This window comes from Citrobacter tructae, from assembly GCF_004684345.1.
GTDB classification, from domain to species: Bacteria; Pseudomonadota; Gammaproteobacteria; order Enterobacterales; family Enterobacteriaceae; genus Citrobacter; species Citrobacter tructae.
Window position 1 is genome coordinate 1,622,982 of record NZ_CP038469.1, and the last position, 24,267, is coordinate 1,647,248.

Genomic DNA, 24,267 nt, shown 5'->3' on the forward strand with positions numbered 1-24,267 from the left:
AAAGTAGGTCTGTCCTGACCGATAAACATGCTCCCCTCACTCCCTTCGTAGTTGGCATTCGCACTTTTCAGGATTACCCTAAACTTAACGGTGATGCCTTTCCCTAGGGGTATCCTTCTTCATGGGTTGATTCATACGAGATAACACTATGGAATTAAAGGATTATTACGCCATCATGGGCGTGAAGCCGACGGACGATCTCAAGACCATCAAGACCGCCTATCGTCGACTCGCCCGCAAATACCATCCCGATGTCAGCAAAGAAACCGACGCCGAGGCGCGTTTTAAAGAGGTTGCTGAAGCATGGGAAGTCTTAAGCGATGAACAGCGGCGTGCCGAATACGACCAGTTGTGGCAACACCGCAACGATCCGCAGTTCAGCCGTCAGTTCCAGCAAGGAGAAGGTCAGAGTTACAATGCGGAAGACTTCGACGATATCTTCTCCTCCATTTTTGGTCAGCATGCGCATCAGTCACGGCAACGTCGTGCCAGTCGGGGTCACGATATCGAAATCGAAGTTGCCGTATTCCTCGAAGAAACGCTGGCTGAGCATAGCCGCACCATCAGTTACAACCTGCCGGTATACAATGCTTTTGGCCTGGTAGAGCGGGAAATTCCCAAAACGCTGAACGTGAAAATTCCGGCCGGCGTAGGCAACGGTCAGCGCATCAGGCTGAAAGGCCAGGGCACGCCCGGTGAGAACGGTGGCCCGAGCGGCGATTTGTGGCTGGTGATTCACATTGCGCCGCATCCGCTGTTTGACATTGTTAATCAGGATCTGGAAGTTGTCGTTCCCCTCGCCCCTTGGGAAGCCGCGCTGGGTGCGAAAGTTACCGTACCCACACTCAAAGAGAGCATCCTGCTGACGATCCCACCGGGTAGCCAGGCCGGGCAGCGATTACGCATCAAGGGCAAAGGACTGGTGAGTAAAAAACAGACCGGTGACCTGTACGCGGTGATCAAAATTGTGATGCCGCCCAAACCTGACGACAACAGCGCCGCATTGTGGCAACAGCTGGCGGACGCGCAGAAAACCTTTGATCCACGCAAAGAGTGGGGGAAAGCATAATGGCTAACGTTACCGTCACCTTTACCATTACCGAGTTTTGCCTGCATACCGGCGTTTCTGCCGAGGAGCTAACTGAGATTGTCGGGCTAGGGGTTGTCGAACCCCGTGAGGATAAAACCTTCGATGATCATGCGCTGACCGTCGTGCAACGCGCATTGCGCCTGCGTCAGGAGCTGGAACTTGACTGGCCGGGAATTGCCGTTGCGCTCACGTTACTGGAAGAGAACGCTCAGCTGCGTCAGGAAAACCGCCTGCTGCGACAGCGTTTGTCACGCTTTGTCGCGCATTCGTAATGAGGCTGAGGATTAACACCTCGATTGATAACGTTAAATACGACGGGTAAGCGACTGACTCAGTGCTTACCCGTGGTTGTCAGGATTTATCCGACTTGCCGAACAGCAACGCGGTGTAGTGGGAGTTCACCTTGCCACTGTGTTTACCATCTGGTCCGTAGTATCGATCATCCCGGCACAGACGCTCTGTGGTGTCGCAAAACAGGCCGCCCTGGAAGGTAAACGCCGTCGTATCGAATTGTCCGGCCGCTGCCAGTTTATCCCCCTGCTTCTTCCCGACATATTTCGTGGTCAGCGCCACCGACAAACCGTGCTCATCAGCACAGATATATTTGTCACACAGAACACCTGGCACCGGGCTATGTGGGCTGGTCACCGCTGCGTACGCTGGCAGTGACAGGATACCGACAGCCAACAAGATACCGACTTTTATCATCACTCTCTCCCTATATTCTTCGTCAGTCGTGATTAATATTGTATACCAGAAGCCATCTATAACCATGAGCTACAATTATATTACTTTTAGATAATCAGCAGCGCACTTGATGACAATAATGATCAAAGGTTTACTATAGACCTGTCTTTTTTAGCAGGAAAGTAAAATGAACAAAACCAAAGGCGTAATGATTTTTGCCCTTACATTCGTCCTGTCAGCGTGTGCTTCAATCCCGGAGAATATAAAAGGAAATAATCAGCCAGATATACAAAAAGATTTTACCTCCGTCCATAATCAACCCGGGTTATATAAAGGTCAGCAGGCGAGATTTGGTGGTAAAGTCATCAATGTGATCAACGCAAAAAACGACACTTTACTGGAAATAGCGGTTCTCCCGCTTAACAGCTATGCCAAACCACAAATAGACGCGAGCTATCAGGGCCGCATTCTCGCCAGCCAAAAAGGCTTTCTGGATCCGGTTAATTACAGGAACCACTACGTCACCATTTTAGGGACGATCCAGGGAGATGAACCAGGGTTCATCAATAAAATACCGTACGACTTTGTTAAAGTTGACTTACAAGGTATTCAAATTTGGCATCTAACAGAGTCGGTCAGCGCAACCTATAACATGTGGGATTACGGCTATGGTGCATTCTGGCCTGAACCCATGTGGGGTGCACCGTACTACGCAAATACTATCACGCAAGTCACACCGGAGTTAGTAAAGTAATTCAGTTGCACGATGGCGCAATTATATTGAGCCATCGCAACCCTTAGCCAAATAAATGGGCTTTGCCATTCTTATGCCTGACCTCCTCATGTTATTTATCGATGATATCCAGCCCCTGCATGCAATACCAAAAAATGTGCGCGTACAAATTCTTCAGGGATTACTATGAACAGAAAACGCTTACTGTTGATACCATTAATTTTTAGTGCTGCCATCACCACCGCGTGTGATAATAAACCTGCAACAAATACCACCATCAGAGAACCGGAGGTCGGTGTTATTACCCTGGCCCCCTCCTCCGTTAATATTAAGAGTGAACTTCCGGGCAGAGCCGTTTCGTTCAAAATCGCTGAAATAAGACCTCAGGTCAGTGGTATAATTATTAAACGAAACTTTATTGAGGGTGATAAAGTCAGCAAAGGAGAATCTCTTTACCAAATTGATCCTGCCCCTCTGCAAGCGAAACTCGATGCTGCTAAAGGCTCTCTGGCAAAAGCGCTGGCCACCGCCAATAATGTGCGCTTAACATTACAGCGTCAGTCTGCCTTATTAAAATCCAATTACGTCAGCCGCCAGGATTATGACACCACGCGTTCTCAACTTAACGAGGCTAACGCTAGCGTTGCCGTCGCCAGAGCGGACGTCGAGCAGGCCACGATTAACCTTCATTATGCCAATATCACCTCGCCTATTGATGGCATCAGCGGCACATCCTCCGTTACCGTTGGCGCACTGGTCACCGCGAATCAGGAAAATGCGCTGGTCACCGTTCAACAACTGGACCCAATTTATGTTGATTTAACGCAATCAGTGCAGGACTTCTTACGCCTGAAAGAAGAGAAATCCAGCGGAAAAATTGCCCAGCAAAAAGGCCAGATTCCAGTTGAGCTGATGCTGGAAAACGGCAAACCCTACCGCTATACCGGTACGCTTCAGTTTTCCGATCCTGCCGTCGATGAAGTCACTGGCTCCGTGACTCTGCGCGCCATTTTCCCTAATCCTGACGGTGAAATTTTACCCGGCATGTATGTTACGGCTCTGTTGGATGAAGGTAGCCAGCAGGACGTTTTAATGGTTCCTCAACAAGGGGTTACCCATAACGAGCAGGGAAAGGCCACCGCATTGATCCTTGATCAGGAAAACGTGGTGCAACTGCGCGACATAAACGCTGTGCAGGCCGTAGGTAACCAGTGGTTAGTTACCACGGGATTACGTCCCGGCGACCGGGTTATTGTTTCCGGATTACAAAGAATCCGTCCGGGAATAAAAGCCAGGGTCCTCTCTTCGCACCCGAATAGCCCTGACACCGTAACCAAACAGTAATACTCCAGGCATTAAGGACATCTTCTTCATGGCCAACTTTTTTATTGAACGCCCGGTTTTCGCATGGGTGCTCGCGATTATTCTGATGTTTACCGGGGGGATCGCGATCATGAATCTGCCAATCGCCCAATATCCTCAAATAGCGCCCCCGACGATTACTATTAACGCCGCCTATCCAGGCGCAGACGCAAAGACCGTAGAAGATTCCGTCACTCAGGTGATTGAACAAAATATGAATGGCCTTGATGGCCTGATGTACATGTCATCCACCAGCGATGCAGCAGGTAACGCGGCCATTATCCTGACCTTCAAGAGCGGCACATCACCCGATATCGCCCAAGTTCAAGTGCAAAATAAACTGCAATTGGCGATGCCCTCTTTGCCGCAGGAGGTTCAGCAACAAGGGGTCAGCGTTGATAAATCCAGTAGTAATATCTTAATGGTTGCTGGCTTTATCTCGGATAACAACAGCCTGAGCCAATATGATATTGCCGACTATGTTGCTTCGAATATTAAGGATCCTCTCAGTCGTACCGCCGGGGTGGGGAGTGTGCAATTATTCGGTTCGCAATACGCCATGCGTATCTGGCTGGATCCGCAAAAACTCAACAAATATAGTCTCACGCCGCAGGATGTTATTTCGCAAATCAAGATACAAAATAATCAGATATCGGGAGGGCAACTGGGCGGTATGCCACAGTCGGCAGATCAGCAGTTGAATGCGTCAATCGTTGTTCAGACTCGCCTGCAAAGTACCGATGAGTTTGGCAAGATCTTCCTGAAAGTCCAGCAAGATGGTTCTCAGGTTCTGCTGCGGGACGTCGCGCGAATTGAGTTGGGGGCAGAAAATTATTCTACGGTCGCACGGTATAACGGCAAACCTGCCGCCGGGATTGCGATTAAGCTTGCCGCAGGCGCGAATGCACTGGAAACATCCCGGGCAGTAAAAAAAGAGCTGGACAGATTATCGGCCTGGTTCCCTGCCAGCATGAGGACCGTTTATCCCTATGACACCACCCCATTTATCGAGATTTCAATTCAGGGTGTTTTTCAGACATTGATCGAGGCAATCATCCTGGTATTCCTCGTCATGTACCTTTTTCTGCAAAATTTCCGCGCGACACTTATCCCCACAATCGCGGTTCCCGTTGTGATCCTTGGAACATTTTCAATCCTGTCTGTTGCAGGTTTTACGATTAATACCCTCACGATGTTTGGCATGGTGCTGGCAATAGGGCTTTTAGTCGATGATGCCATCGTGGTGGTCGAGAACGTTGAACGTATTATTTGCGAGGAAAAATTGTCCCCAAAAGCGGCGGCGCATAAAGCGATGGGCCAGTTGCAAAGAGCGCTGGTCGGTATTGCCGTGGTGTTATCCGCCGTATTTATGCCCATGGCTTTTATGAGCGGCGCAACAGGTGAAATCTTCCGTCAGTTTTCCATCACCTTGATATCCGCTATGACGCTGTCGGTGTTCGTGGCGATGAGCCTGACACCCGCACTTTGCGCAACGCTATTAAAAGCAGCGCCTGAGGGGGATAACGCAAAAACACATTTCCTGTTCACCCGTTTCAATCATTTCATGGAGAAGTGCACCCAACACTACACGGACAGCACGCGTAAACTCTTGCGTTGCACAGGCCGTTACATGGTCATCTATTTGGTTATCGGGGCGGGCATGATTGTCCTGTTTTTACGCACCCCAACCTCCTTTTTACCGGAAGAAGATCAGGGGGTATTCATGACCACTGCGCAATTACCTTCGGGTTCAACGATGGTGAATACCAGCAAGGTTCTGGGCGAAATCACCGATTACTATCTGACGAAAGAACAGAAAAATGTCGCGTCTGTTTTTACCGTTGGCGGATTTGGATTCAGCGGGCAGGGGCAAAACAATGGACTGGCATTTATCAGCCTGAAGCCATGGTCTGAGCGTGTTGGGGAAGAAAACGCGGTTACCGCCATTATTCAACGGGCAATGGTTGCCTTAAGTGCCATCAATAACGCCGTGATTTATCCTTTCAATTTGCCTGCCGTAGCAGAACTGGGAACCGCTTCAGGGTTTGATATGGAGTTGCTGGATAACGGTAATCTTGGGCACACAAAGATGATGCAGGCCCGCAACCAGCTCCTGGCGCTGGCTAATCAGTCATCCGGTGAGGTCGCCGGGGTGCGTCCTAACGGGCTGGAAGACACACCGATGTTCCATGTTAATGTCGACGCCAAAAAGGCTGAAGCCATGGGTGTCTCACTCTCGGATATTAATCAGACCCTCTCCACGGCGTTTGGTAGCCGTTATGTCAATGATTTCCTTAACCAGGGACGCGTTAAAAAAGTGTATGTTCAGGCCGATACTCCGTTCCGCATGCTGCCTGGCAATATAAATCACTGGTACGTGCGTAACGCCTCCGGTTCCATGACTCCGCTTTCCGCCTACTCAACAACCGAATGGACCTATGGTTCCCCTCGCCTTGAACGCTACAACGGGCAACCTTCAATGGAAATTTTAGGGCAGCCTGTTGTCGGAAAAAGCAGCGGTGATGCGATGAACTTTATGGCATCCCTGATGAATAAATTGCCTGCCGGCGTCGGTTACGCATGGACGGGTCTGTCTTATCAGGAGGCGTTATCCACAAACCAGGCGCCCATGCTGTATGCTATTTCGCTTGTTGTAGTATTTCTTGCACTGGCAGCCCTGTATGAAAGCTGGTCCATTCCTTTTTCAGTGATGCTCGTGGTGCCAATTGGCATCGTCGGTGCGTTGCTGGCTACCGACCTGCGCGGTTTAAGTAATGATGTTTATTTCCAGGTCGGCCTGCTCACCACGATGGGTCTGTCGGCTAAAAACGCCATTCTGATCGTTGAGTTTGCCGTCGAGATTATGCAAAAAGAAGGAAAAACACCGCTTGAAGCCGCAGTGGAAGCAGCGAAAATGCGCTTACGCCCTATTCTGATGACGTCGCTGGCCTTCATTTTGGGGGTTATTCCCCTGGCAATAAGCAACGGTGCGGGTTCAGGCGCACAAAATGCGGTGGGGACTGGCGTAATCGGGGGGATGCTGGCCGCGACCGTGCTGGCGATTTATTTTGTCCCGGTCTTCTTTGTTCTTGTCGAAAGCACGTTAGCCCGGTTTAAAACACCGCGCTGTTAATACCTGCGAAAACGCATCCCACCAGATGCGTTTTCATATAATGACAGCCGACTTTTTAAGTAGACCGGCAAAGCCTCATGCAGAGTAATAACGCTTTTATTTAAACTCGCTGATGGGATGAACGTTATTTGCAGATTTAAATGCAATGCGTTTCATTCCCTCCAGCGCTTTTTCGAGGTATGCGCGTGGACATCCCAAGTTCAGGCGGATAAAACCATTGCCAGCCTGACCAAAGCTATTTCCCATTGAAGGTGCAATACCAGCGACATCAACCATAATCCATTTGAGCTGTTCATCATCCAGCCCCAGTGCTTTGCAATCTATCCATAGCAGATACGTTCCCTGAGCAGGAACAATTCGAGCCCATGGAAGATATTCATCAACCTGTTTAATAAACCATTGGCGATTATCTGCCAGATACCCCAGTAACTCATCCAGCCAGGCCGCGCCATGTCGCCATGCAGCGGTGCTTGCCTCGATAGAAAGTGCATTAAAGACATCCAGTCCATGCGCATCCAGACGACGCAAAAATTGCTCACGCAATGCCTGGGACGGAATAAGAAAGTTGGCGATGCGTAATGTCGATAAACCGAACGTTTTACTGGCAGACGTCGCAGATATCACACGCGAATGCCAGCGCTCTCCCAGATGTAAAACCGAGGTAAAGCTCTCGCCTGGCAGTAACAAATCGGCCCATATTTCATCCGACAATACCGTGACATCATAGGCCTCACACAACAGGAGCAGTTGTTCCAATTCCTGCGCTGACCAGCAGCGGCCGGTTGGATTATGGGGATTACATAAAATCATCAAAGGTGGACGTTCAGTACGAAATAACCTTTCCAGGTGGATGAGATCCATTTTGTAACCCGTTTTGGGATCTTCATGTAACGGATTTTCCAGCAAACGTCGGCCATTGAGGGATATTATTTTGGAAAATGATCCGTAATAAGGTCCCTGAACCACCACCCCTTCCCCTGGATGACTCAGCATTTGTACCAGTAAAGATAGCCCTGGAACCACGCCTTCAATGCTACAGACCCACTCCTGCTTCAGGTCCAGTTGGTGCCGTGTCGCGAACCATGAAATGAGAGAGTCATAGTACGTTTGCGGTCGTTCACTGTAGCCGAAAATACCGTGTTCGATGCGTTGCGCTAAAGCCTGCTGCACGGCATCGGGACAGACAAAGTCAAAATCGGACACCCACATGGGCAACAGTTCATTGCTCTCCTTACCAAAATAGCGTGCCATAAAGTCCCATTTCAGAGAGCCTGTATTGTGGCGATCGATAATCTTATTAAAATCCATGGTCATCCTTTCCTATTCTGTAGCCGCAGTCGTCTTCTCTTTTCCAGGCATCGGGGATAGCCTGGCAATACCGATTCCAGTGAAACCATAAATTAAGGCAAAAAAGATAGCTGAATAACACTGGACAGCCCAGGGCAGTAAATCCAGCGTGCTCACTCCCAACGTCGTTGCCATATATACCCCGGCAGCAGTCCACGGCAACAAGGGTTCAATAACGGTGCCAGCGTCTTCAATCGTCCTTGACAGATTTTTGGTATCCAGCCCCATGCGCCGATAGGCATCTTTGAACAGTTCAGCGGGAACCAGAAGCGCCAGTTTGCCGTCGCTGGTGGCGCCGGTAACCAGAATAGTGGTTGCGATGGTCGCAGCGATTAACTGACCGACACTGTCAATGATTGTCAGTAAGCGGTTGATAATAATGCTGAGTGCGCCAGTTAACGTTAAGGCACCGGCAAAAGAAAACGCGCAAAAAACAAGAAGGATGGTGCTCATCATTGAGAACATGCCACCACGATTCAGTAAGCGTGGAACATCCGCAATAATTCCCTCACTTCCCACAGGGAACATATTGATATTGAATCCATCAATAAACGCATCCAGGCCTTGCTTGAGACTGAGTCCCTGCAACACGACACCCAAAATCAGTGCCAGTACGCATGCACTCAGCATTAAAGGAATCACCGGTTTTTTGCGAATCGCCCCCCACAGCACAATCACGGGCGGCAAAATCAGAATGATATTAAAGTGATATAGCGACTCCAGGGCGTTGACAATATCCGTGACGCGCTGTGGTGTGGCAACATCGCCGAGCATACTGCTATGGCCTGCAATCAGATACACCACAGCGGCCAGCAGGAAACTGGGGATGGTTGTCCACAACAAATGCTGAATGTGTTCGAACAGCGTCGTCTCCGCCACAATCGCCGCAAAGTTGGTGGAATCAGACAGCGGCGATATTTTATCGCCAAAGTAGGCGCCAGAAACCACCGCACCAGCCGCTGCCGCCAGGGGCACATCCAGACCAGAGGCTACGCCCATGAGCGCAACCCCCACCGTTCCTGCCGAGCCCCATGATGTTCCGGTACATACGGACACCACGCTGGTCAAAAAGAATGCGGCGATCAGAATGTATTCAGGACTGATTAATTTGAGTCCCCAGTACACCATGTACGGTATGGTTCCACTGAACATCCATGTGCCGATTAGCGCACCTACGCAGATCAAAATCATGATGACCGGCATCGCTTTGGCGAGTTTATCCACCACCGAACTGATAATGTCTTCCCAGGTATATCCCTGCCACCACGCAATACCGGCGGCTACCGCGGCAGAACAGAGTAACAAGGGCTCAATACGTAACCCCATGATGCCGTAACCAACGATCAGCAGCAGTAGCATGGCGGCAATGGGGATCACAGCTAAACCAAATGAGAGTATTTTTTTCTGATTGTGAGAGGCATTCATAAATGGATCTCCTGTCTGTAGAGTCGCTCAAGAGTAGATGAACACCCTTTACCCTGAATGTGATCGCCTATTCGTCACCATGTAAGCGATTACATGAGATGACAAAATTTGAGACAGATCACAGTTGATACCCTTGACGACTTACTCAGAGATCTGAGGAGGGAGAGCGGAATCACGGATCACCAGTTCAGCCGTGAACTTGTTCATACCGGGCTGCGGGGTTACCCCCTTAAAAAGTTGTATTGCCAGTTGCGAAGCGCAGCGTGCCATTCGCTCAACCGGATAGTGCATGGTTGTCAGCGCCGGGTAGAGATAACGGGCCATCACTACATCGTCAAACCCAACGATAGAGAGCTTCTGTGGGAGATTGATCCCCTGCTGATGTAGGATGCGCATGATACCGGCCGCCATTACATCGTTAAACGTTACCGCAGCGGTGAAAGGAATGTCGCAGTTAAGCAGCTGGTGCGCAGCGCGTTCCCCGCCTTCTTCATTAAAAGGTACGCTAATTACCCAGCTTTTCTCAGGCGTAATGCCGTATTCAGTCAATGCCTGACGATACCCTTCCAGTCGCTCGCGACGATCGATAATCGGTAAATCAGTGGTTACGCAGGCGATACAACGGTGTCCTTGCTCCAGCAAATGAAGAGTGGCCGTTTTAGCCGCCTGACTGTTTTCCAACCACACGCAACGATTAGCCATCCCGGCAATATAGCGGTTCACGACTACCATGGCAGGGAAATGGGCGGCGTAACGCAACAGTTCCTTTTCTGACAATCTACTGGCATGAACTACAATAGCCTCACAGCCTTGATTGATCAGAAAATCAAGCCCGGATTTCTCCATTCCTTCATCGTGGCCACCGCTGCAAACCATTAGGCGAAATTGCTCTTTGCGTGAGACCTCTTCCACACCGCGCGCAAGACGAGCAAAAAAGGGATCGGCAAGATTACCCGTCAATAATCCGAGCATGTCACCACTACGTTTCGCGAGCGCAATGGCTGCGGCATTACGATGATAATTAAGTTCGCGCATGGCCCTTTCAACACGTTCACGCGTCACTGGTTCAACCCATGCGGTTTGATTGATAACACGCGAAACGGTTGCTGTTGAGACTTTCGCCAGCAATGCAACATCCTTTATTGTCGCCATTTCAGTTCCTTATATTTTTATATTATTCATTTCACTATTGAAATTATTATTTGTAGAAACCAGTCGCCGATTCCACCGTTTAATATAACAAAAAATCGAATTGATTCTAGCATTAATTAAAGAAATGAGCATTCCATTTTATTATTAATATGCGTTTAACTTATGTCATTTTTATTCTGAAGCTGAGTGAAAAATGCCCCAACTTCAGAATATTTTCAGGCTTGGATAAATTGCAACAGATCGTTATTAATTACCTCGGCGTGCGTGGTATGCATCCCGTGCGGATAGCCTGGGTAAATTTTCAGAGTGCTGTTAACGAGCAATTTATCCTGTAAAAGCGCTGCATTTTTATAAGGGACAACCTGATCATCATCACCTTGCATGATTAAAACGGGCAACGTAATGGCTTTCAAATCATCGGTCTGGTCAGTTTCAGAAAAGGCTTTAATCCCTTCATAGTGCGCTTTTGCACTCCCCATCATCCCCTGCCGCCACCAGTTTTGAAGGGTTCCATTTGATATCTCAGCCCCTTCCCGATTGAATCCGTAAAATGGTCCGGTTGCTACATCAAGATAAAACTGCGCGCGATTTGCGGCAAGAGCCTGACGGAATCCATCGAAAACACCGAGCGGTGTCCCCCCCGGATTATTGTCAGTCTTCACCATTAGCGGTGGTACTGCGCTGATAAGCACGGCTTTCGCCACACGACCTTGCGGTTGCCCGTATTGGGCGACATATCTTGCCACCTGCCCCCCTCCTGTGGAGTGGCCAACATGCACGGCGTTATGCAGATCCAGATGTTCCACAACGGCAGAAACATCTGCCGCATAGTGGTCCATATCATGACCTTCGCTAACCTGGTCTGAACGTCCATGTCCACGACGATCAATGGCAATAACACGATAACCTTGATTAAGGAAGAATAACATCTGGTTATCCCAGTCATCCGCACTCAGCGGCCAGCCATGATGAAATACGATAGGTTGAGCGTCTTTCGCCCCCCAGTCTTTATAAAAAATGTTCACACCATCTTTCGTTTTTACAAATGACATAGTTGTATTTCCCTCGAGAGGATATTTCAGCCAAAAGATCATTGATACCGCGTTGATCGCGCAACATCTTACAAACATGGGCAAACCAACACGAATGAACCTGCGTAAGGCTTAGTGAGTATAGTTGCAAAAATTAGAAATCTTTTAATTTTGGTTTTACTGGATATATAACGTATGAACTTAATAACTCTTTAAATACATAGCGTTAAAGTTGTATAGAAGCACAAGCCGTCCGACGTATCGTCATCAATACCCTAAAAATTATGTCATTGACGATGGCCTATCCTTCATTATTCAGAATGGTTATCCCCTGGATACTCCGAACTTTCCGGTTTACGTCGCGGTATGGTCAGTACCTGTGCATTCATACTTTGCCACGACGATTTCATCGTTCTGCCTACCAGAAGTTTAGTCTCTCACTCATGGTCTCTACCAAAGGCACAGGCATGTAAACCGTGGTTATCGGGTTGCTATACGGTTAAGTCAAAAGAGCATATCTGCAGCCCGACTGAACTCTATGCTAACTTTGGAATAATAGTATTAATTGTTTTGTATTTTTAAATTGTTTATCATTTTTGCACTTATGGTTATCTTTATGGACTGCGATTGATAATCTTTATCAAAATAAAATATATGCAATGTCATGATAGTTATAATTAATAAAATAATTTAATCAACTTAACATGTTAGAGACATCTCGCGAAATCGCTACATTACCTGATATAAATCACTAAATAACTTGGTATATACCAGAATTAAATCTCTTTATTTTATAATCTTTATGGTTTTAGTGATTGTTTTTTTAACATTCTAAAACACTTATATTTTGTATTACTATATGAGAGACTTGTTAGGTGAACGTTGATAGCGATGAGAACATTAATATGATTGAAAAACATGATTTTGAATATATGAAAAACATTGACTTTAATTCTGTTTTATATTTTTCGGCAGTAATGAATTATAAAACAATATTTAATGCCAGCGTAGTTTTGAATTGTTCCGCTCCAACGGTAAGTATTATGTTGAAACGCTTTTGCTCTTACTTTCCAGTTCCACTTTTTGAGAGAGAGGGGCGTTGTTTAACTCCAACAAAATATGCTATGGAGTTGGATGAAATGATCGGCGATACCTTCTTAAAATTTTCCATTGCTATGCGCGAAGATTATCGAAAAGTATAAATATATCAAATGATATTTGGTCTTCATAACAGTCTGTCTTTAATATTTATACAGAATATTATTTATTGGGTCGCCATCCCTCAGTCATTAGCTCAATGATATAATCCAGCGATCGTTGCACACAGAGCGGCAGGTTCTTTCGGTTTCTATAAATAATATCACAATTAATAGCAGTATAGATATTGTCAAATCTTAATTACTCACTAACAGTGACTATTTCTATTTCTGCCGCTTCCACATGAATAAATTCCAATACATTGTTATAGCTATAATCAGTCATCGAACTTAATAAAATAAAGGGATATTGGGCTAATTCTTATGGTGTGGTAAAAGGATGTCTTTTACTGAATTCTGGGGTTGCAAACACATCCATCCGAACCCGCTTTACTTTTCGGGCAGTCAGATTCTGGTTATGAAGTGGAAAATAGGAAATAAGCATGTCACATGAGTTGTTAAAACTCACACCTTTAAAGTAGTCTGATTTTCAAATTTTTCATTATTTCTGTTCTGTAGACATTTAAGTATCTTACTCCAGTGTTGATGATCTATAGCCAGAAATAATCACCTGGAATCAAAAAAAACATGATAACAGTTTAATGATCCAGATAGAGGTAATGCATCCAACTGGTCATCCGCAATAAAACTTTACGCATAATAGCCACATGAGAAAAATGTTCTGAATAGATGGCAACTTGCGCGTAGATACCATCCGGTAAATCATCAAAATTTTCATCAGGGGTCAGATCAATAAGGGCGATGACACCATCACTATCGGGTGTAGTGGTTAATGATTGCAGTGTTCCTTGAGCCTGATACGAACCGCCTGGAATTACCGGAAGAACGCTAGCCAGCGTTCCTGTAAAAACCTTTCCTGGCAAGGCGTTGAAAACAATCTCTGCTTCGTCGCCACGTTTTAAACGTAACAAGGAGTTCTGGCGAAACTGCGCTACAATTTGTCGCTTTTGTTTGGGTATAAATACCATTACTGGCCGTAGCGGCAGCGCAGCAGCAAAAGTACCTGGGCGGATCAATACTTGAGTGGCGTAGCCATCACTGGGGGCACGGACCACGGTTTGTTGCAAATTATATTTTGCTTCAGCGAGTTGAGCCCGCAGACTGGCAACTTGTGATTGTTCTCCATTGAGGAGGCTATTAATCTGGCTTTTAATTTGGGCTTGCTCCGCGACGGATGACTTTACTGCCGCATCTTGAGCGAGGTAGCTTTGTCGGGCATGGTCGATATCACTTTCTGAAAACGGGTTCACCTTTGCCTTACTACCCTGCAAATAGCGTTGGTAATCTTTGTATACACGGTCACGCTGCGCAGTCGCTGTCGATGTATTGGCGATAGCTTCATCCAATTGTGACTGCAGCGCATCAGCATTATGGATAGCCGTAACAAGATCGGCCTCAAGTCTCTCAACACGTGCCTGGTACCGTGTAGGCTCCAGTTCAAAAAGTATTTCCCCTTTTTTAATGAGCTCGTTTGGTTTATCCATGATAGTACGAACAATACCTGTCACTTGTGGTGTAATAGGTATGGAAATTACTGCTTTTTGCGCCTTAAATGTATAAGGGTGGTTATAATTCATTAATAGAATCAGAGTGCCAACCAGAAATATTCCGCCCAGTGCTGCTGTTGGAACACTCCATTTATTAATAGGAATTCTGAATATTTTAAAAACTAACCAGGCAAGGGCTACGTAAGTCAGAATAATTAATAAATCCACAATTAGTCACCATAATTATTATTAGAGTCAGCATCTTTTTTATGCTTTTTCAATTGTCGCTCAAGCTCAGCAACACGTAGATATAAAGCCTCATCACGCGGTTGTTGAGTAGTCTGCATTCCCCATCCACGATCGGGACGATACAACGTGGCCCAAATCCATAGAAACGGCCACAAAACATGTAAAGTGAACAAGCTTACCCACCCTGCGACATGTATAGCATCAGCATGTGGATGATGACGCTTTTTGGCGATTTCATAAGAAATGTCATGGATGATGATGACACCGTAAAAAAATATCAGGAATACCAGAATTAAAACACCAAGTGCAAAATAATTAAGGAACATACTATTCCCCTTTCCTCGGCAAGGTTGGTAAAACAAAACCTGCTCTAGATTTTAATTTTGTTGCATCTCCTTTGTGATGGGCGGGAGACATAATGCAACTGGAGGTAACATAGTTATTATTCATAAGATGAGAAGACCTGGTTCTTTTTGTAATCATTTTGTTATTTTTGTTTATCAATGCATAGAGTGCAACATAATGGATGTAGAATACATTATTAAACCAACCTCGCTAGCATTAACCGTTTAGGTTTCTGAAACGATTTTATTATATGAAACATAATATTTTAAAATAGATTGCATGATGAAGTGCCATGCCTTACATTATAGTTGCTTCATAAGATATCTTACGTAAGAGGACATCTTAATTAATGATACTTATGCAGCAAGTGTGCCTGAGAAAAAATAATCATTATTTTTTACATCATTTTGACCGTCACCCGTGCGGTCTTTTTTTTTGCTTTCCCCTTAAAAACTTCTTAGCTAAAACTGAGCACAACTGCGTTCAGATTACTGTAGTAAATGATGATATAAAAAATAGTTAACAGAAAATCAAGGATATGTCAGTTTGCTGAGAAATTAGACTTTCATATTATAAATGAATATTTTTCACACCTGACCGCCTTAACTCACAGGGGGTTATTTTGTATTTTTTCCGAAATGCTCGATGAAAGGACTGTTGCGAACTATATCCAGCATTTAAGGCAATGGACAGGATAGTACTTTGGGAGTGGACTAATTCATGAACTGCATGCTGGAGGTGTGTCTCCCTGATAAAACGGCCAAGTGATATCCCAGTATGTTCTTTAAAAAAAGATTGTAGGTAAAATTTTGAAAAGCCAGAGATAATAACCAAATCATCAATCCGTAGTTTTTCATTTTGGTGTTCTTTAATAAACATTATTAGCTGGGTAGACACATCTTTTGTGAATAAGTTGTTTTTTGAACATTTCATTTATCTTACACTCCTAACAATCGGAATAAACATTAAGCTAAAAACTATGATGCAGGTATCAAATCCTGGTGAGGATTTTCATCATACACCCTATAGTTGTCCCATATCTATACTCATAGTAAGCATTGAATGTTTATGAAGTTATAACTATTTAGCTATTTCTCTCTCTATCGAACCATTACCTGACTAATACAGGCAATATATTTAATAAATATTGATATAACTCAATGATGTTAATCATCGATTCACGAGACGACATGGCTAGTCAGGAGTAAAATTGTCTGGCAAAGTCCTCCATGGGAATGGGTTTTCCGTATAAGTATCCTTGCAGAAAACTAACGTTACGTGCTTTTAGATATGTTGCCTGAACTTCATTTTCTACCCCTTCCGCAACGATCTGTAGGTCCAGTCGGTTGGCCAGATCAATAATATTATCAATGATATGAACGGAGTATGAATCAACACCAATATTGTTGACAAAGCTCTTATCGATTTTAAGAATATCAACATTAAAACTTTGTAAATACTTTAAACTGGAATTTCCTGTGCCAAAATCATCAATGGCAATAAGAACTCCCAGTTCATGCAGTTTTTTCACAAGTGTCTGCGTCGTGCTATTTGTCACCAGTAATTCACGCTCCGTCAATTCCAAAACCAACCGAACAGGATTGTCCCTAAATGCCTGGATGAATTTTCGACAGTCTTCCACCAAGTTGAAGTCACTAAATTGACTGGCACTGATATTAAAAGCGAAATGAAAGTTTTTCGGCAGTAAATGTGCTATCGGAACAAACTGTTTACATACATTGGTCATTAGTGTTTGGGTCATCGGTATAATGAGGTTACAGCTTTCAGCCAAGGGAATAAAACTGTCCGGCGGAATAATACCGAGATTGGGATGTGACCAACGGATTAAAACCTCACAACCAACCCATTGGGAGTGTTCTCCTGAGACCACTGGCTGAAAGTAAGGTATAAACTCCTGAAGATTCAATGCCTGAAGCAATTCATATTCTACTGTGATGAGTCGACCTGACCATCGAAATACACCAAAACCCACAATAGCAGCCAATAAGAACCAGGATAAAAGAGTGAACCGAGAGAAAATCCAGAAGTAATAGGCATAATCGCCAGATGAGATAACGGTAGCTATCCGGAAGGGATATCGGCTCGATATTTGCTCCATATACCCTGGCATATCGGAGGTAAACAGGGGGGCAGCACTTGTCTGCCATTGCTGTCGTCCAACAACCAACGCCAGAGGTAAATTGATACTCATCACGTACAGTTCGGAAAGAATATGGTCGCCATAAAGCCTGACCACAATACTGTCATGACCAACGACCATCCGGTAGATAATCAGTGGCTGCCCTTTCCTAACCCGTGTGTCGCTCATCAGGTAGAGCATTCCGTTGGTATAACTATCAAAATTGATATTCTCTTCATTGTTACCGTACAAAGATGAGCAATAGATTTTATGTCCCCGAACCAAATTTATGCTGCGCAGATGTTGGGAATAAGCCACTTGCATTCTCAGCTGTAGCTCAACAGGCTCAAGACAGGGTTTACCATGATATTCTTTTACGTCAAGCGATGCTTTCCTGGCGCTATCCAGAGTTCTCTCCACAAGTTGCCGGGCATTTGTCATTCTGATGTTAGTGGTTCGCTGAAGATTGGATGCTGCCTGCCAGAGCGTGCTGATTAACCCCAACAGGACGCAAAGTAGGCTTATGAGTATTGCGCGAATCAGTCGATGCTTAAATCGACGCCTTTTTAACAGACCAAACGGCATGTCATTACCTCTACAGCTTATGTGAACCGTTTTATGGCTTTACCATTACGCCATACAGGTTAAGGGCTTTATAAGTACACGACGCTCTTCGCACTTCATTGATAATGGCTGCATGCAATGAGACATACTGTGGTTAAGAATATTTAAATTAGTTTATGATTTGTATTCTCCTTCATAGCTTAACATTTATATTTAATTTCCTGATAGGGAAAGTGATTGGTTCTGCATTCACCATTCATATACACGCTAAACTCAGATGTACATATAATTAAAAACACATATTTATCAATGAGATATTTTTATTTGCAAGTGTTTGCATTGAGTTTAATAAATATTTTAAAAGACGTTATAGTTTAGATAATTTAAAGTATTATAAGTTTCTTTAATTTATAAACTGCCCATTGATAATTCTGGTACTTTCAACCTGTTGATAATGATCTGAACCATGAGAGTGACATCATGTGTGGTTGCCGATTTTTCCTGTTGTTGACGGTATTAATAGACACGATTTAAACCCGAATGATTACCCATGGCTGCATCTGGCTGTGAATTCAACCGATGAATGCCCAAACAATTAATGAGCACATCTAATAAACCCTAGCTAATTACCCCATCTAATCGAATAAATCTGTTTGCGTTATGATTTTCCTGGACAACAGCTAAAGGATAACGTCATGCAGACAGTCACACTGAACAACGGTATTGAAATGCCCCTGTTGGGCTTTGGTGTATTCCAGATGACAGATGCCAGCGAGTGCGAACACGCAGTGATTGACGCCATCGAAACAGGTTACCGCCTGATTGATACCGCAGCCTCTTACCAGAATGAATCCCAGGTTGGGAACGCACTCAAACAGACCGGTATCGCACATAACGAAATTTTTGTCACAACCAAACTATGGCTACAGGATACGAACTACGAAGGCGCGAAAGCCCAATTTGAGCGGTCACTGAACCGACTACAGCTCGATTACGTTGACCTGTACCTGATTCACCAGCCTTATGGCGATGTCCACGGCGCATGGCGGGCGATGGAAGAACTGCAGCAGGCAGGAAAAATTCGCGCCATTGGCGTCAGCAACTTCCATCCCGACAGGCTGGCCGATCTTATCGCCTTCAATAAAATTGTTCCTGCGGTTAACCAGATTGAAGTGAACCCTTTCAATCAGCAGTTGCATGCCGTTCCGTGGATGCAAAGCCGTGGCATTCAGCCCGAAGCGTGGGCACCATTTGCTGAAGGGAAAAACGGTTTGTTCCAGCATCCCGTGTTAACGGCGATGGGCCAGAAGTACGGCAAAAGCGTGGGCCAGGTTGTTCTGCGGTGGATCTTCCAGCGCGGCATCGTTTCGCTGGCTAAATCGGTGCGCAAAGAGCGCATGGAAGAAAACATCAACATCCTCGATTTTGAACTCAGTCCTGAGGATATGCAGCACATTACCGCCCTTGATACCGCGACCAGCGCCTTCTTTTCTCACCGCGATCCGGCGATGGTGGAATGGCTGACTGCCCGTAAGCTCGACGTCTAAACTACAACGTAAAAAGGTACTTAGTGATGCAAAAACGTTATCTTGGTCAATCCGGGCTCGAAGTGTCAGCCCTGGGACTGGGTTGCATGGGCCTCAGCCACGGCTACGGCCCGGCGACAGATACCCGTCAGGCGATCGAACTCATTCGCTCAGCGGTTGAACGTGGCGTCACGTTCTTCGATACCGCCGAAGTATATGGCCCATATCTTAATGAAGACGTTGTCGGCGAAGCCTTAAAACCGTTGCGTGACCGTGTGGTTATTGCCACCAAATTTGGTTTTAGCTTCGGTACGGACAACAAGCAACAGATTTTAAACAGCCGTCCGGAGCATATCCGTGAAGCAGTAGAAGGCTCGCTGCACCGCCTAAAAACGGATGTCATTGATCTGCTATATCAACACCGTGTCGATCCGGACGTCCCTATTGAAGATGTAGCGGGAACAGTGAAAGACCTAATAGCTGAAGGCAAGGTCAAACATTTCGGTCTGTCTGAAGCGGGTGCACAAACCATTCGTCGAGCGCATGCAATACAACCTGTCACTGCCCTGCAAAGCGAATACTCTATGTGGTGGCGCGAGCCTGAGCAGGAGATCCTGCCGTTGCTGGAGGAGTTGGGCATAGGTTTTGTGCCCTTCAGCCCCTTAGGCAAAGGCTTCCTGACAGGAGCGATCACGCCAGGGACAACGTTTGGCAAGGATGATTACCGAAACCAGGTGCCACGTTTTGCCAAACAAGCACTGGAAGCCAATGAAAAGATGGTTGTTTTGTTGGGTGAACTGGCGGGCGAAAAAGGTGTGACTCCTGCACAAATTGCGCTGGCTTGGTTGCTGGCACAAAAGCCGTGGATTGTGCCGATCCCGGGCACCACCAAACTGTACCGGCTGGAGGAAAACCTGAGGGCAGTTGACATTATTCTTTCGCAAGAGGACTTATTGCAGATAACCCAGGCGCTTGAAACGATTAAAATCGTTGGCGAGCGCTACTCGCCTGAACATCAGGCCCGTGTAGGCCGTTAAGACTCAAGCGGGTCCACAAGTAAATTGCGGACCCGTTATTCCGAGTAGCGAAGTGCATCAATCATCAGCGCAAAAGCAGATGGATGCTGCTTACGGCTCGGGTAGTAAAGATAATATCCGGGGAAAGACGGGCACCAGTCCTGCAAAACCTGAATAAGTTCACCTGACTTTATGTAATCCTGAACCCCGTCCTCAGGAACACAGGCGATGCCGAAACCCGATAAAGCCGCATCAATCCTCTCCTCCAGTAGATTAAACGTCACCTGTCCTTCAACTCTGACGCGTAGCGGCTTCCCTTCCCTCTCAAACTCCCAGTGATAAAGCCCACCAGCAGTCGGCAATCGCATATTGATACAGCGATGATGTTGTAGTTCGTGCGGCGTTTCAGGCGCTGGGTTAGCCGCAAAATAATCCGGCGCACCGACCACGGCCATGCGCATATCCGGCCCGATTCTGACCGCCACCATGTCTTTATCCACGCTTTCGCCCAGACGGATCCCGGCATCAAAGCGCCCTTCAACAATATCGACGAAGCCGTTATCGACCACCAGTTCGACATTAATTTCCGGATATTCCCGAAGAAAGGGCTTTAACTTTGGCCACACTACGCTGCGCGCGGCATGCTCCCCTGCGGATAAACGGATATTACCGGAGGCAGTACCGTTGAGTTGAACAAGCGCTTCCAGTTCCTGCTCAAGATCGGCAATACGCGGTTCAAGGCAGGCAATAATGCGCTCACCCGCTTCCGTTGGCGCCACGCTTCGAGTGGTACGGGTCAAAAGGCGGATATTTAACCTTTCCTCAAGTGCCTTCATCGCATGGCTAAGCGCTGACTGCGAAACGCCCAGTTTACCGGCCGCTTTAGTAAAACTTCGCTCTCTGGCTACCACCAGAAAGATTTGCAGTTCGTTGAAGTTCTCTTTGAGCATTGACGGTTTCCTTAGTGAAACATTCCCCTCAAAAGGAATTCATGAAGGGTGTTCATAGACACAATCATTTTAGCCCCATTACTGACAATAATGATAATTGATATTCGGAACATATCGAAAAATATGTCTGAATAATCAGAAGGTTTATCATGAAAATACTTGTTGCCGGCGCAACAGACAGTATTGGTCTTCATGTGATGAATACGGCTATTGAAATGGGTCATCAACCCGTGGCGCTGGTCAGAAATCGGCGCAAAATTACACTTCTTCCGCGTGGAAGCGATATTTTCTACGGCGATGTTTCGATACCTGAGACACTCACCAATTTACCGAAAGATATTGATGCTGTTATTTTACACTCGGCTCCGATGGACAGGGACGAATGGGTGCCAGGGCCATCGATTATGGCGGCGTGCACAATATCCTGACGATATTTAAAGGTACTCGCGTGCGAATTGCCTTAATGCGCTACCGAGCGGCTCAGCGCCTGGAATCAACGCACTGAGGTTCATGACTGGAAACGACGTGCCGAACGTCTGGTCAGGGCGAGTGGTCACCCCTATAACATCGTCAGGCCCGGCTGGTTTGATTACAACAATGATGATGAGTACAGGATCGTTATGATCCAAGGCAATCGACGCTATACCGGAACGCCGGAAGATGGTGTGATATCCCGCGTTCAAATTGCCCGCGTGCTGATCAGTGCACTGAGCAATGACGCCGCAAAAAATAAAACGTTCGAACTGGTAGCGGAGCGAGGGGAAGTCACGCCTCTATTTGCGGAAATAGCTGTTCAATCACATCCACTGATTGCCAACAAACTGACTGGTTTTATCCAAATCAATTGCAGATAGAGAACTGAAATCCAATATTCTATTTTTCATTGTCTTAGATTTCACATCTACCACTCCTAAACGCTCTAGTCGCTTAAGATTTCTTTCAGCGCCGTTTCCATATCCAGCACTTCGCCTGCGGCCTTTTGCTGCCCGTCGGCGGTGATGAGCAGCCCTTTCGCCACGCGGATGACGCCGTATTCATCGGTTCTGAGTTCAAAGCCGGAACCGCGCGGTTTGTTCTGCTCATCGACAATATGTCCCTGACTCAGTTGCGTGCTGCCGAACGGCGTGGTCAGCGCAATATGCTCCTGACCGCGCTGGTCCTCCATCCGCAGTTCATTCTGAGCGGCGGTGCGCAGGATGTTCTGGCTGCGGTTGCCGCGGGTGACGATGTCAGCGTGTTCAGAGTCGTGAAACGCATGGGCGAGGTAGGGCCGGTCGATGTCGCCGTCGTCATAGCCGATGCCCACTTCCGTGCCGTCGATAACGGTAGCGGGTCTGCCCGTCAAACAAGGCCAGCCAGTTATCCATTGGCATTGTCGTCACTCCTTAACGGGGATCAGAATCAGAAAACCATCACAAAATGATCTACAAGACAACGCGCTGAGTGCTTTTACCCGAGAACATATCAGTCATGGTTTTTTATTAACCTTAAGGCATGAGTATTGTGAAACAATAGTAGATGATTATTGAAATTGTTACTTTTGAAATAGCTAGTCATGACATCTAAAATCATATGACCGCGAGAAGCATCCTGTTCAAACTGACTGCCAAATAAAAACATAACAAGCGTTAAATATGCCTTTTGCTCTGTACATATAAATTCATTATCTACAGAAAAAGCCTCAGCAAAAAACAATCAATTCATTGATAGTATCGCAGCCAATAAAATTATATTTTTGAGGGTATATAGACTCCAATAGTTCATGTAATTCTTTTGGTGTTGAGTATAACCCTCGGGAATCATCACCCAACCTAAAGTTATAAAACCGATTCACACTCGCCAAAAAAACTCACTATCTTCCCCATGTACAGCATTGAGATAGCTTTCAAGTAAATCATATAAAGCCTTGCTTTTTTTCTATCTGTGAGACTGTAGTTTTCTGACTGATATTATTCAGCCACTGATAAAGAAGTTCTTGTTCAAACCCCATGCCAAACATGAATGTCATATCGATAAAAAGACGAACCGGACCCCGTTGAGTATTACCAGACTGTTGTGCCAACGAAATACGCTTTTTTATACTTTCTTTGAGAAAATCACTGTTAAATGATTTAATCAGTACTGGGAACATAAGTCGGCAATGTTCAATAACTTCGCTAACATAATCTTCAAACGATAACATCTTGAGTAATGAAACTTGATCCTCACTGAACTCCATTGATAAACCTCTATTTAAATAAAATCCACTAAGTTAATGTCACTAAATTTTATTTTATTGTTCTCCCATCTTTAAAGTCCTTATAGGAATAGGCCGCAGGGGATATCGAATGCCAGTAGCCAGCATATCGAACTACACTCCCATACGTCATAAAAATCAATTTACCATTATAAACAACTCTGATTAACTCAACTTCATATTTTTTTTCTTTATATAAAAAGAAAACAAGAAAATAATCATTGACCGGTTTGAAGGATTCGTTATCCATTTCAGTTCTTAAATATTCATATGAAAGATTACCGTCCATCAATTGCAAAAAGCTCTGACTATCTAATTTGCCAATCACTGAGAGTTCAGGAATGCTATTCCCGGAATTATCAATTGCTTCCTGTATACGGGCGGTGATGCTAATTGTGTTTAAATTATCGACGGGGGTATAATGGAGATTTAATAGATGAAAATCGTCAATTTTAACGTATTGAGATGTCCTAAGCCATTCACTGGCATCAATCCATTTTTTCTTATTTGGCCACTCATGATCATTTTCATTTTCTGGCGTTACAAAAACAGCCATTTTATAAGAATGATTATTCAT

Annotated in this window: 20 protein-coding genes and 2 pseudogenes; 9 read left to right on the forward strand and 13 right to left on the reverse strand. The window is 45.7% G+C overall.

Annotated elements, in window-relative coordinates:
• The first annotated feature begins 148 nt into the window (after window positions 1-148).
• The gene (gene cbpA / locus E4Z61_RS08685) at window positions 149-1,069 is read left to right on the forward strand and encodes a curved DNA-binding protein (RefSeq protein WP_135322417.1); all 921 of its coding nucleotides are present in this window, start codon (window positions 149-151) and stop codon (window positions 1,067-1,069) included.
• A complete protein-coding gene (gene cbpM, locus E4Z61_RS08690) occupies window positions 1,069-1,362 on the forward strand; it encodes a chaperone modulator CbpM (RefSeq protein ID WP_135322418.1) in 294 nt (97 codons plus the stop codon). The genes cbpA and cbpM overlap by 1 nt, the downstream gene beginning before the upstream one ends.
• A 79-nt stretch (window positions 1,363-1,441) precedes the next feature.
• Here cbpM and E4Z61_RS08695 read toward each other — a convergent pair whose 3' ends face one another.
• Entirely contained in the window at window positions 1,442-1,798 is a 357-nt protein-coding gene (locus E4Z61_RS08695; RefSeq protein WP_135322419.1) for a YcgJ family protein, read from the reverse strand.
• Between the two features lie 166 nt (window positions 1,799-1,964).
• Between E4Z61_RS08695 and E4Z61_RS08700 the strand changes: the two genes are divergently transcribed.
• The 3 genes from E4Z61_RS08700 (at window position 1,965) to E4Z61_RS08710 (ending at window position 7,005) form a co-directional block, all read left to right on the forward strand.
• On the forward strand, window positions 1,965-2,531 hold the full coding sequence (locus tag E4Z61_RS08700; protein ID WP_135322420.1) for a Slp family lipoprotein: 567 nt from the start codon (window positions 1,965-1,967) through the stop codon (window positions 2,529-2,531).
• Window positions 2,532-2,696: 165 nt separating this feature from the next.
• Window positions 2,697-3,854, forward strand: coding sequence for an efflux RND transporter periplasmic adaptor subunit (locus E4Z61_RS08705; protein ID WP_135322421.1), 1,158 nt, complete (start codon window positions 2,697-2,699; stop codon window positions 3,852-3,854).
• A 28-nt stretch (window positions 3,855-3,882) separates the two neighbouring features.
• Window positions 3,883-7,005, forward strand: coding sequence for an efflux RND transporter permease subunit (locus E4Z61_RS08710; protein WP_135322422.1), 3,123 nt, complete (start codon window positions 3,883-3,885; stop codon window positions 7,003-7,005).
• A gap of 96 nt (window positions 7,006-7,101) precedes the next feature.
• Here the strand turns inward: E4Z61_RS08710 and E4Z61_RS08715 are convergent, their stop codons facing one another.
• From E4Z61_RS08715 to E4Z61_RS08730, 4 genes are all read right to left on the reverse strand, one after another.
• Window positions 7,102-8,313, reverse strand: coding sequence for a MalY/PatB family protein (locus tag E4Z61_RS08715; RefSeq protein WP_135322423.1), 1,212 nt, complete (start codon window positions 8,311-8,313; stop codon window positions 7,102-7,104).
• Window positions 8,314-8,325: 12 nt separating this feature from the next.
• Window positions 8,326-9,777 carry a Na+/H+ antiporter NhaC gene (nhaC, locus tag E4Z61_RS08720; protein ID WP_135322424.1) on the reverse strand — a complete coding sequence of 484 codons (1,452 nt, stop codon included), beginning with the start codon at window positions 9,775-9,777 and terminating at the stop codon, window positions 8,326-8,328.
• Window positions 9,778-9,918: 141 nt separating this feature from the next.
• Window positions 9,919-10,929: a LacI family DNA-binding transcriptional regulator gene (locus E4Z61_RS08725; protein WP_135322425.1), complete on the reverse strand. Its 1,011-nt coding sequence runs from the start codon at window positions 10,927-10,929 to the stop codon at window positions 9,919-9,921.
• 215 nt (window positions 10,930-11,144) lie between these two features.
• Complete coding sequence (locus tag E4Z61_RS08730; protein ID WP_135324908.1) at window positions 11,145-11,981, reverse strand: alpha/beta fold hydrolase; 837 nt, start codon at window positions 11,979-11,981, stop codon at window positions 11,145-11,147.
• Window positions 11,982-12,865: 884 nt separating this feature from the next.
• On the opposite strand from E4Z61_RS08730, the gene E4Z61_RS08735 reads away from it, so the two are divergent.
• The gene (locus tag E4Z61_RS08735) at window positions 12,866-13,162 is read left to right on the forward strand and encodes a LysR family transcriptional regulator (protein ID WP_135322426.1); all 297 of its coding nucleotides are present in this window, start codon (window positions 12,866-12,868) and stop codon (window positions 13,160-13,162) included.
• 593 nt (window positions 13,163-13,755) lie between these two features.
• Here the strand turns inward: E4Z61_RS08735 and E4Z61_RS08740 are convergent.
• From E4Z61_RS08740 to E4Z61_RS08755, 4 genes are all read right to left on the reverse strand, one after another.
• The gene (locus tag E4Z61_RS08740; RefSeq protein ID WP_135322427.1) at window positions 13,756-14,892 is read right to left on the reverse strand and encodes an HlyD family secretion protein; all 1,137 of its coding nucleotides are present in this window, start codon (window positions 14,890-14,892) and stop codon (window positions 13,756-13,758) included.
• Between the two features lie 2 nt (window positions 14,893-14,894).
• Window positions 14,895-15,239 carry a DUF3302 domain-containing protein gene (locus tag E4Z61_RS08745; protein ID WP_135322428.1) on the reverse strand — a complete coding sequence of 115 codons (345 nt, stop codon included), beginning with the start codon at window positions 15,237-15,239 and terminating at the stop codon, window positions 14,895-14,897.
• Between the two features lie 589 nt (window positions 15,240-15,828).
• Window positions 15,829-16,191 carry a helix-turn-helix transcriptional regulator gene (locus tag E4Z61_RS24385; protein WP_135322429.1) on the reverse strand — a complete coding sequence of 121 codons (363 nt, stop codon included), beginning with the start codon at window positions 16,189-16,191 and terminating at the stop codon, window positions 15,829-15,831.
• A gap of 265 nt (window positions 16,192-16,456) precedes the next feature.
• A complete protein-coding gene (locus E4Z61_RS08755; RefSeq protein ID WP_135322430.1) occupies window positions 16,457-17,983 on the reverse strand; it encodes an EAL domain-containing protein in 1,527 nt (508 codons plus the stop codon).
• A 674-nt stretch (window positions 17,984-18,657) separates the two neighbouring features.
• Between E4Z61_RS08755 and E4Z61_RS08760 the strand changes: the two genes are divergently transcribed.
• Both E4Z61_RS08760 and E4Z61_RS08765 read left to right on the forward strand, forming a co-directional pair.
• Entirely contained in the window at window positions 18,658-19,509 is an 852-nt protein-coding gene (locus tag E4Z61_RS08760) for an aldo/keto reductase (protein ID WP_135322431.1), read from the forward strand.
• A 26-nt stretch (window positions 19,510-19,535) separates the two neighbouring features.
• Entirely contained in the window at window positions 19,536-20,525 is a 990-nt protein-coding gene (locus E4Z61_RS08765) for an aldo/keto reductase (RefSeq protein ID WP_135322432.1), read from the forward strand.
• A gap of 35 nt (window positions 20,526-20,560) precedes the next feature.
• On the opposite strand, the gene E4Z61_RS08770 is transcribed toward E4Z61_RS08765, so the two are convergent.
• Window positions 20,561-21,454: a LysR family transcriptional regulator gene (locus E4Z61_RS08770; RefSeq protein WP_135322433.1), complete on the reverse strand. Its 894-nt coding sequence runs from the start codon at window positions 21,452-21,454 to the stop codon at window positions 20,561-20,563.
• Window positions 21,455-21,669: 215 nt separating this feature from the next.
• Here E4Z61_RS08770 and E4Z61_RS08775 point away from each other — a divergent pair.
• Window positions 21,670-22,308: pseudogene (locus E4Z61_RS08775) on the forward strand (NAD(P)H-binding protein).
• A gap of 77 nt (window positions 22,309-22,385) precedes the next feature.
• Here the strand turns inward: E4Z61_RS08775 and E4Z61_RS08780 are convergent.
• From E4Z61_RS08780 to E4Z61_RS08790, 3 genes and pseudogenes are all read right to left on the reverse strand, one after another.
• Window positions 22,386-22,778 (reverse strand): annotated as a pseudogene (locus tag E4Z61_RS08780) (type VI secretion system Vgr family protein); the annotation flags it as partial.
• Window positions 22,779-23,348: 570 nt separating this feature from the next.
• Window positions 23,349-23,672: a hypothetical protein gene (locus E4Z61_RS08785; RefSeq protein ID WP_135322434.1), complete on the reverse strand. Its 324-nt coding sequence runs from the start codon at window positions 23,670-23,672 to the stop codon at window positions 23,349-23,351.
• 49 nt (window positions 23,673-23,721) lie between these two features.
• Entirely contained in the window at window positions 23,722-24,267 is a 546-nt protein-coding gene (locus E4Z61_RS08790; RefSeq protein ID WP_135322435.1) for a hypothetical protein, read from the reverse strand.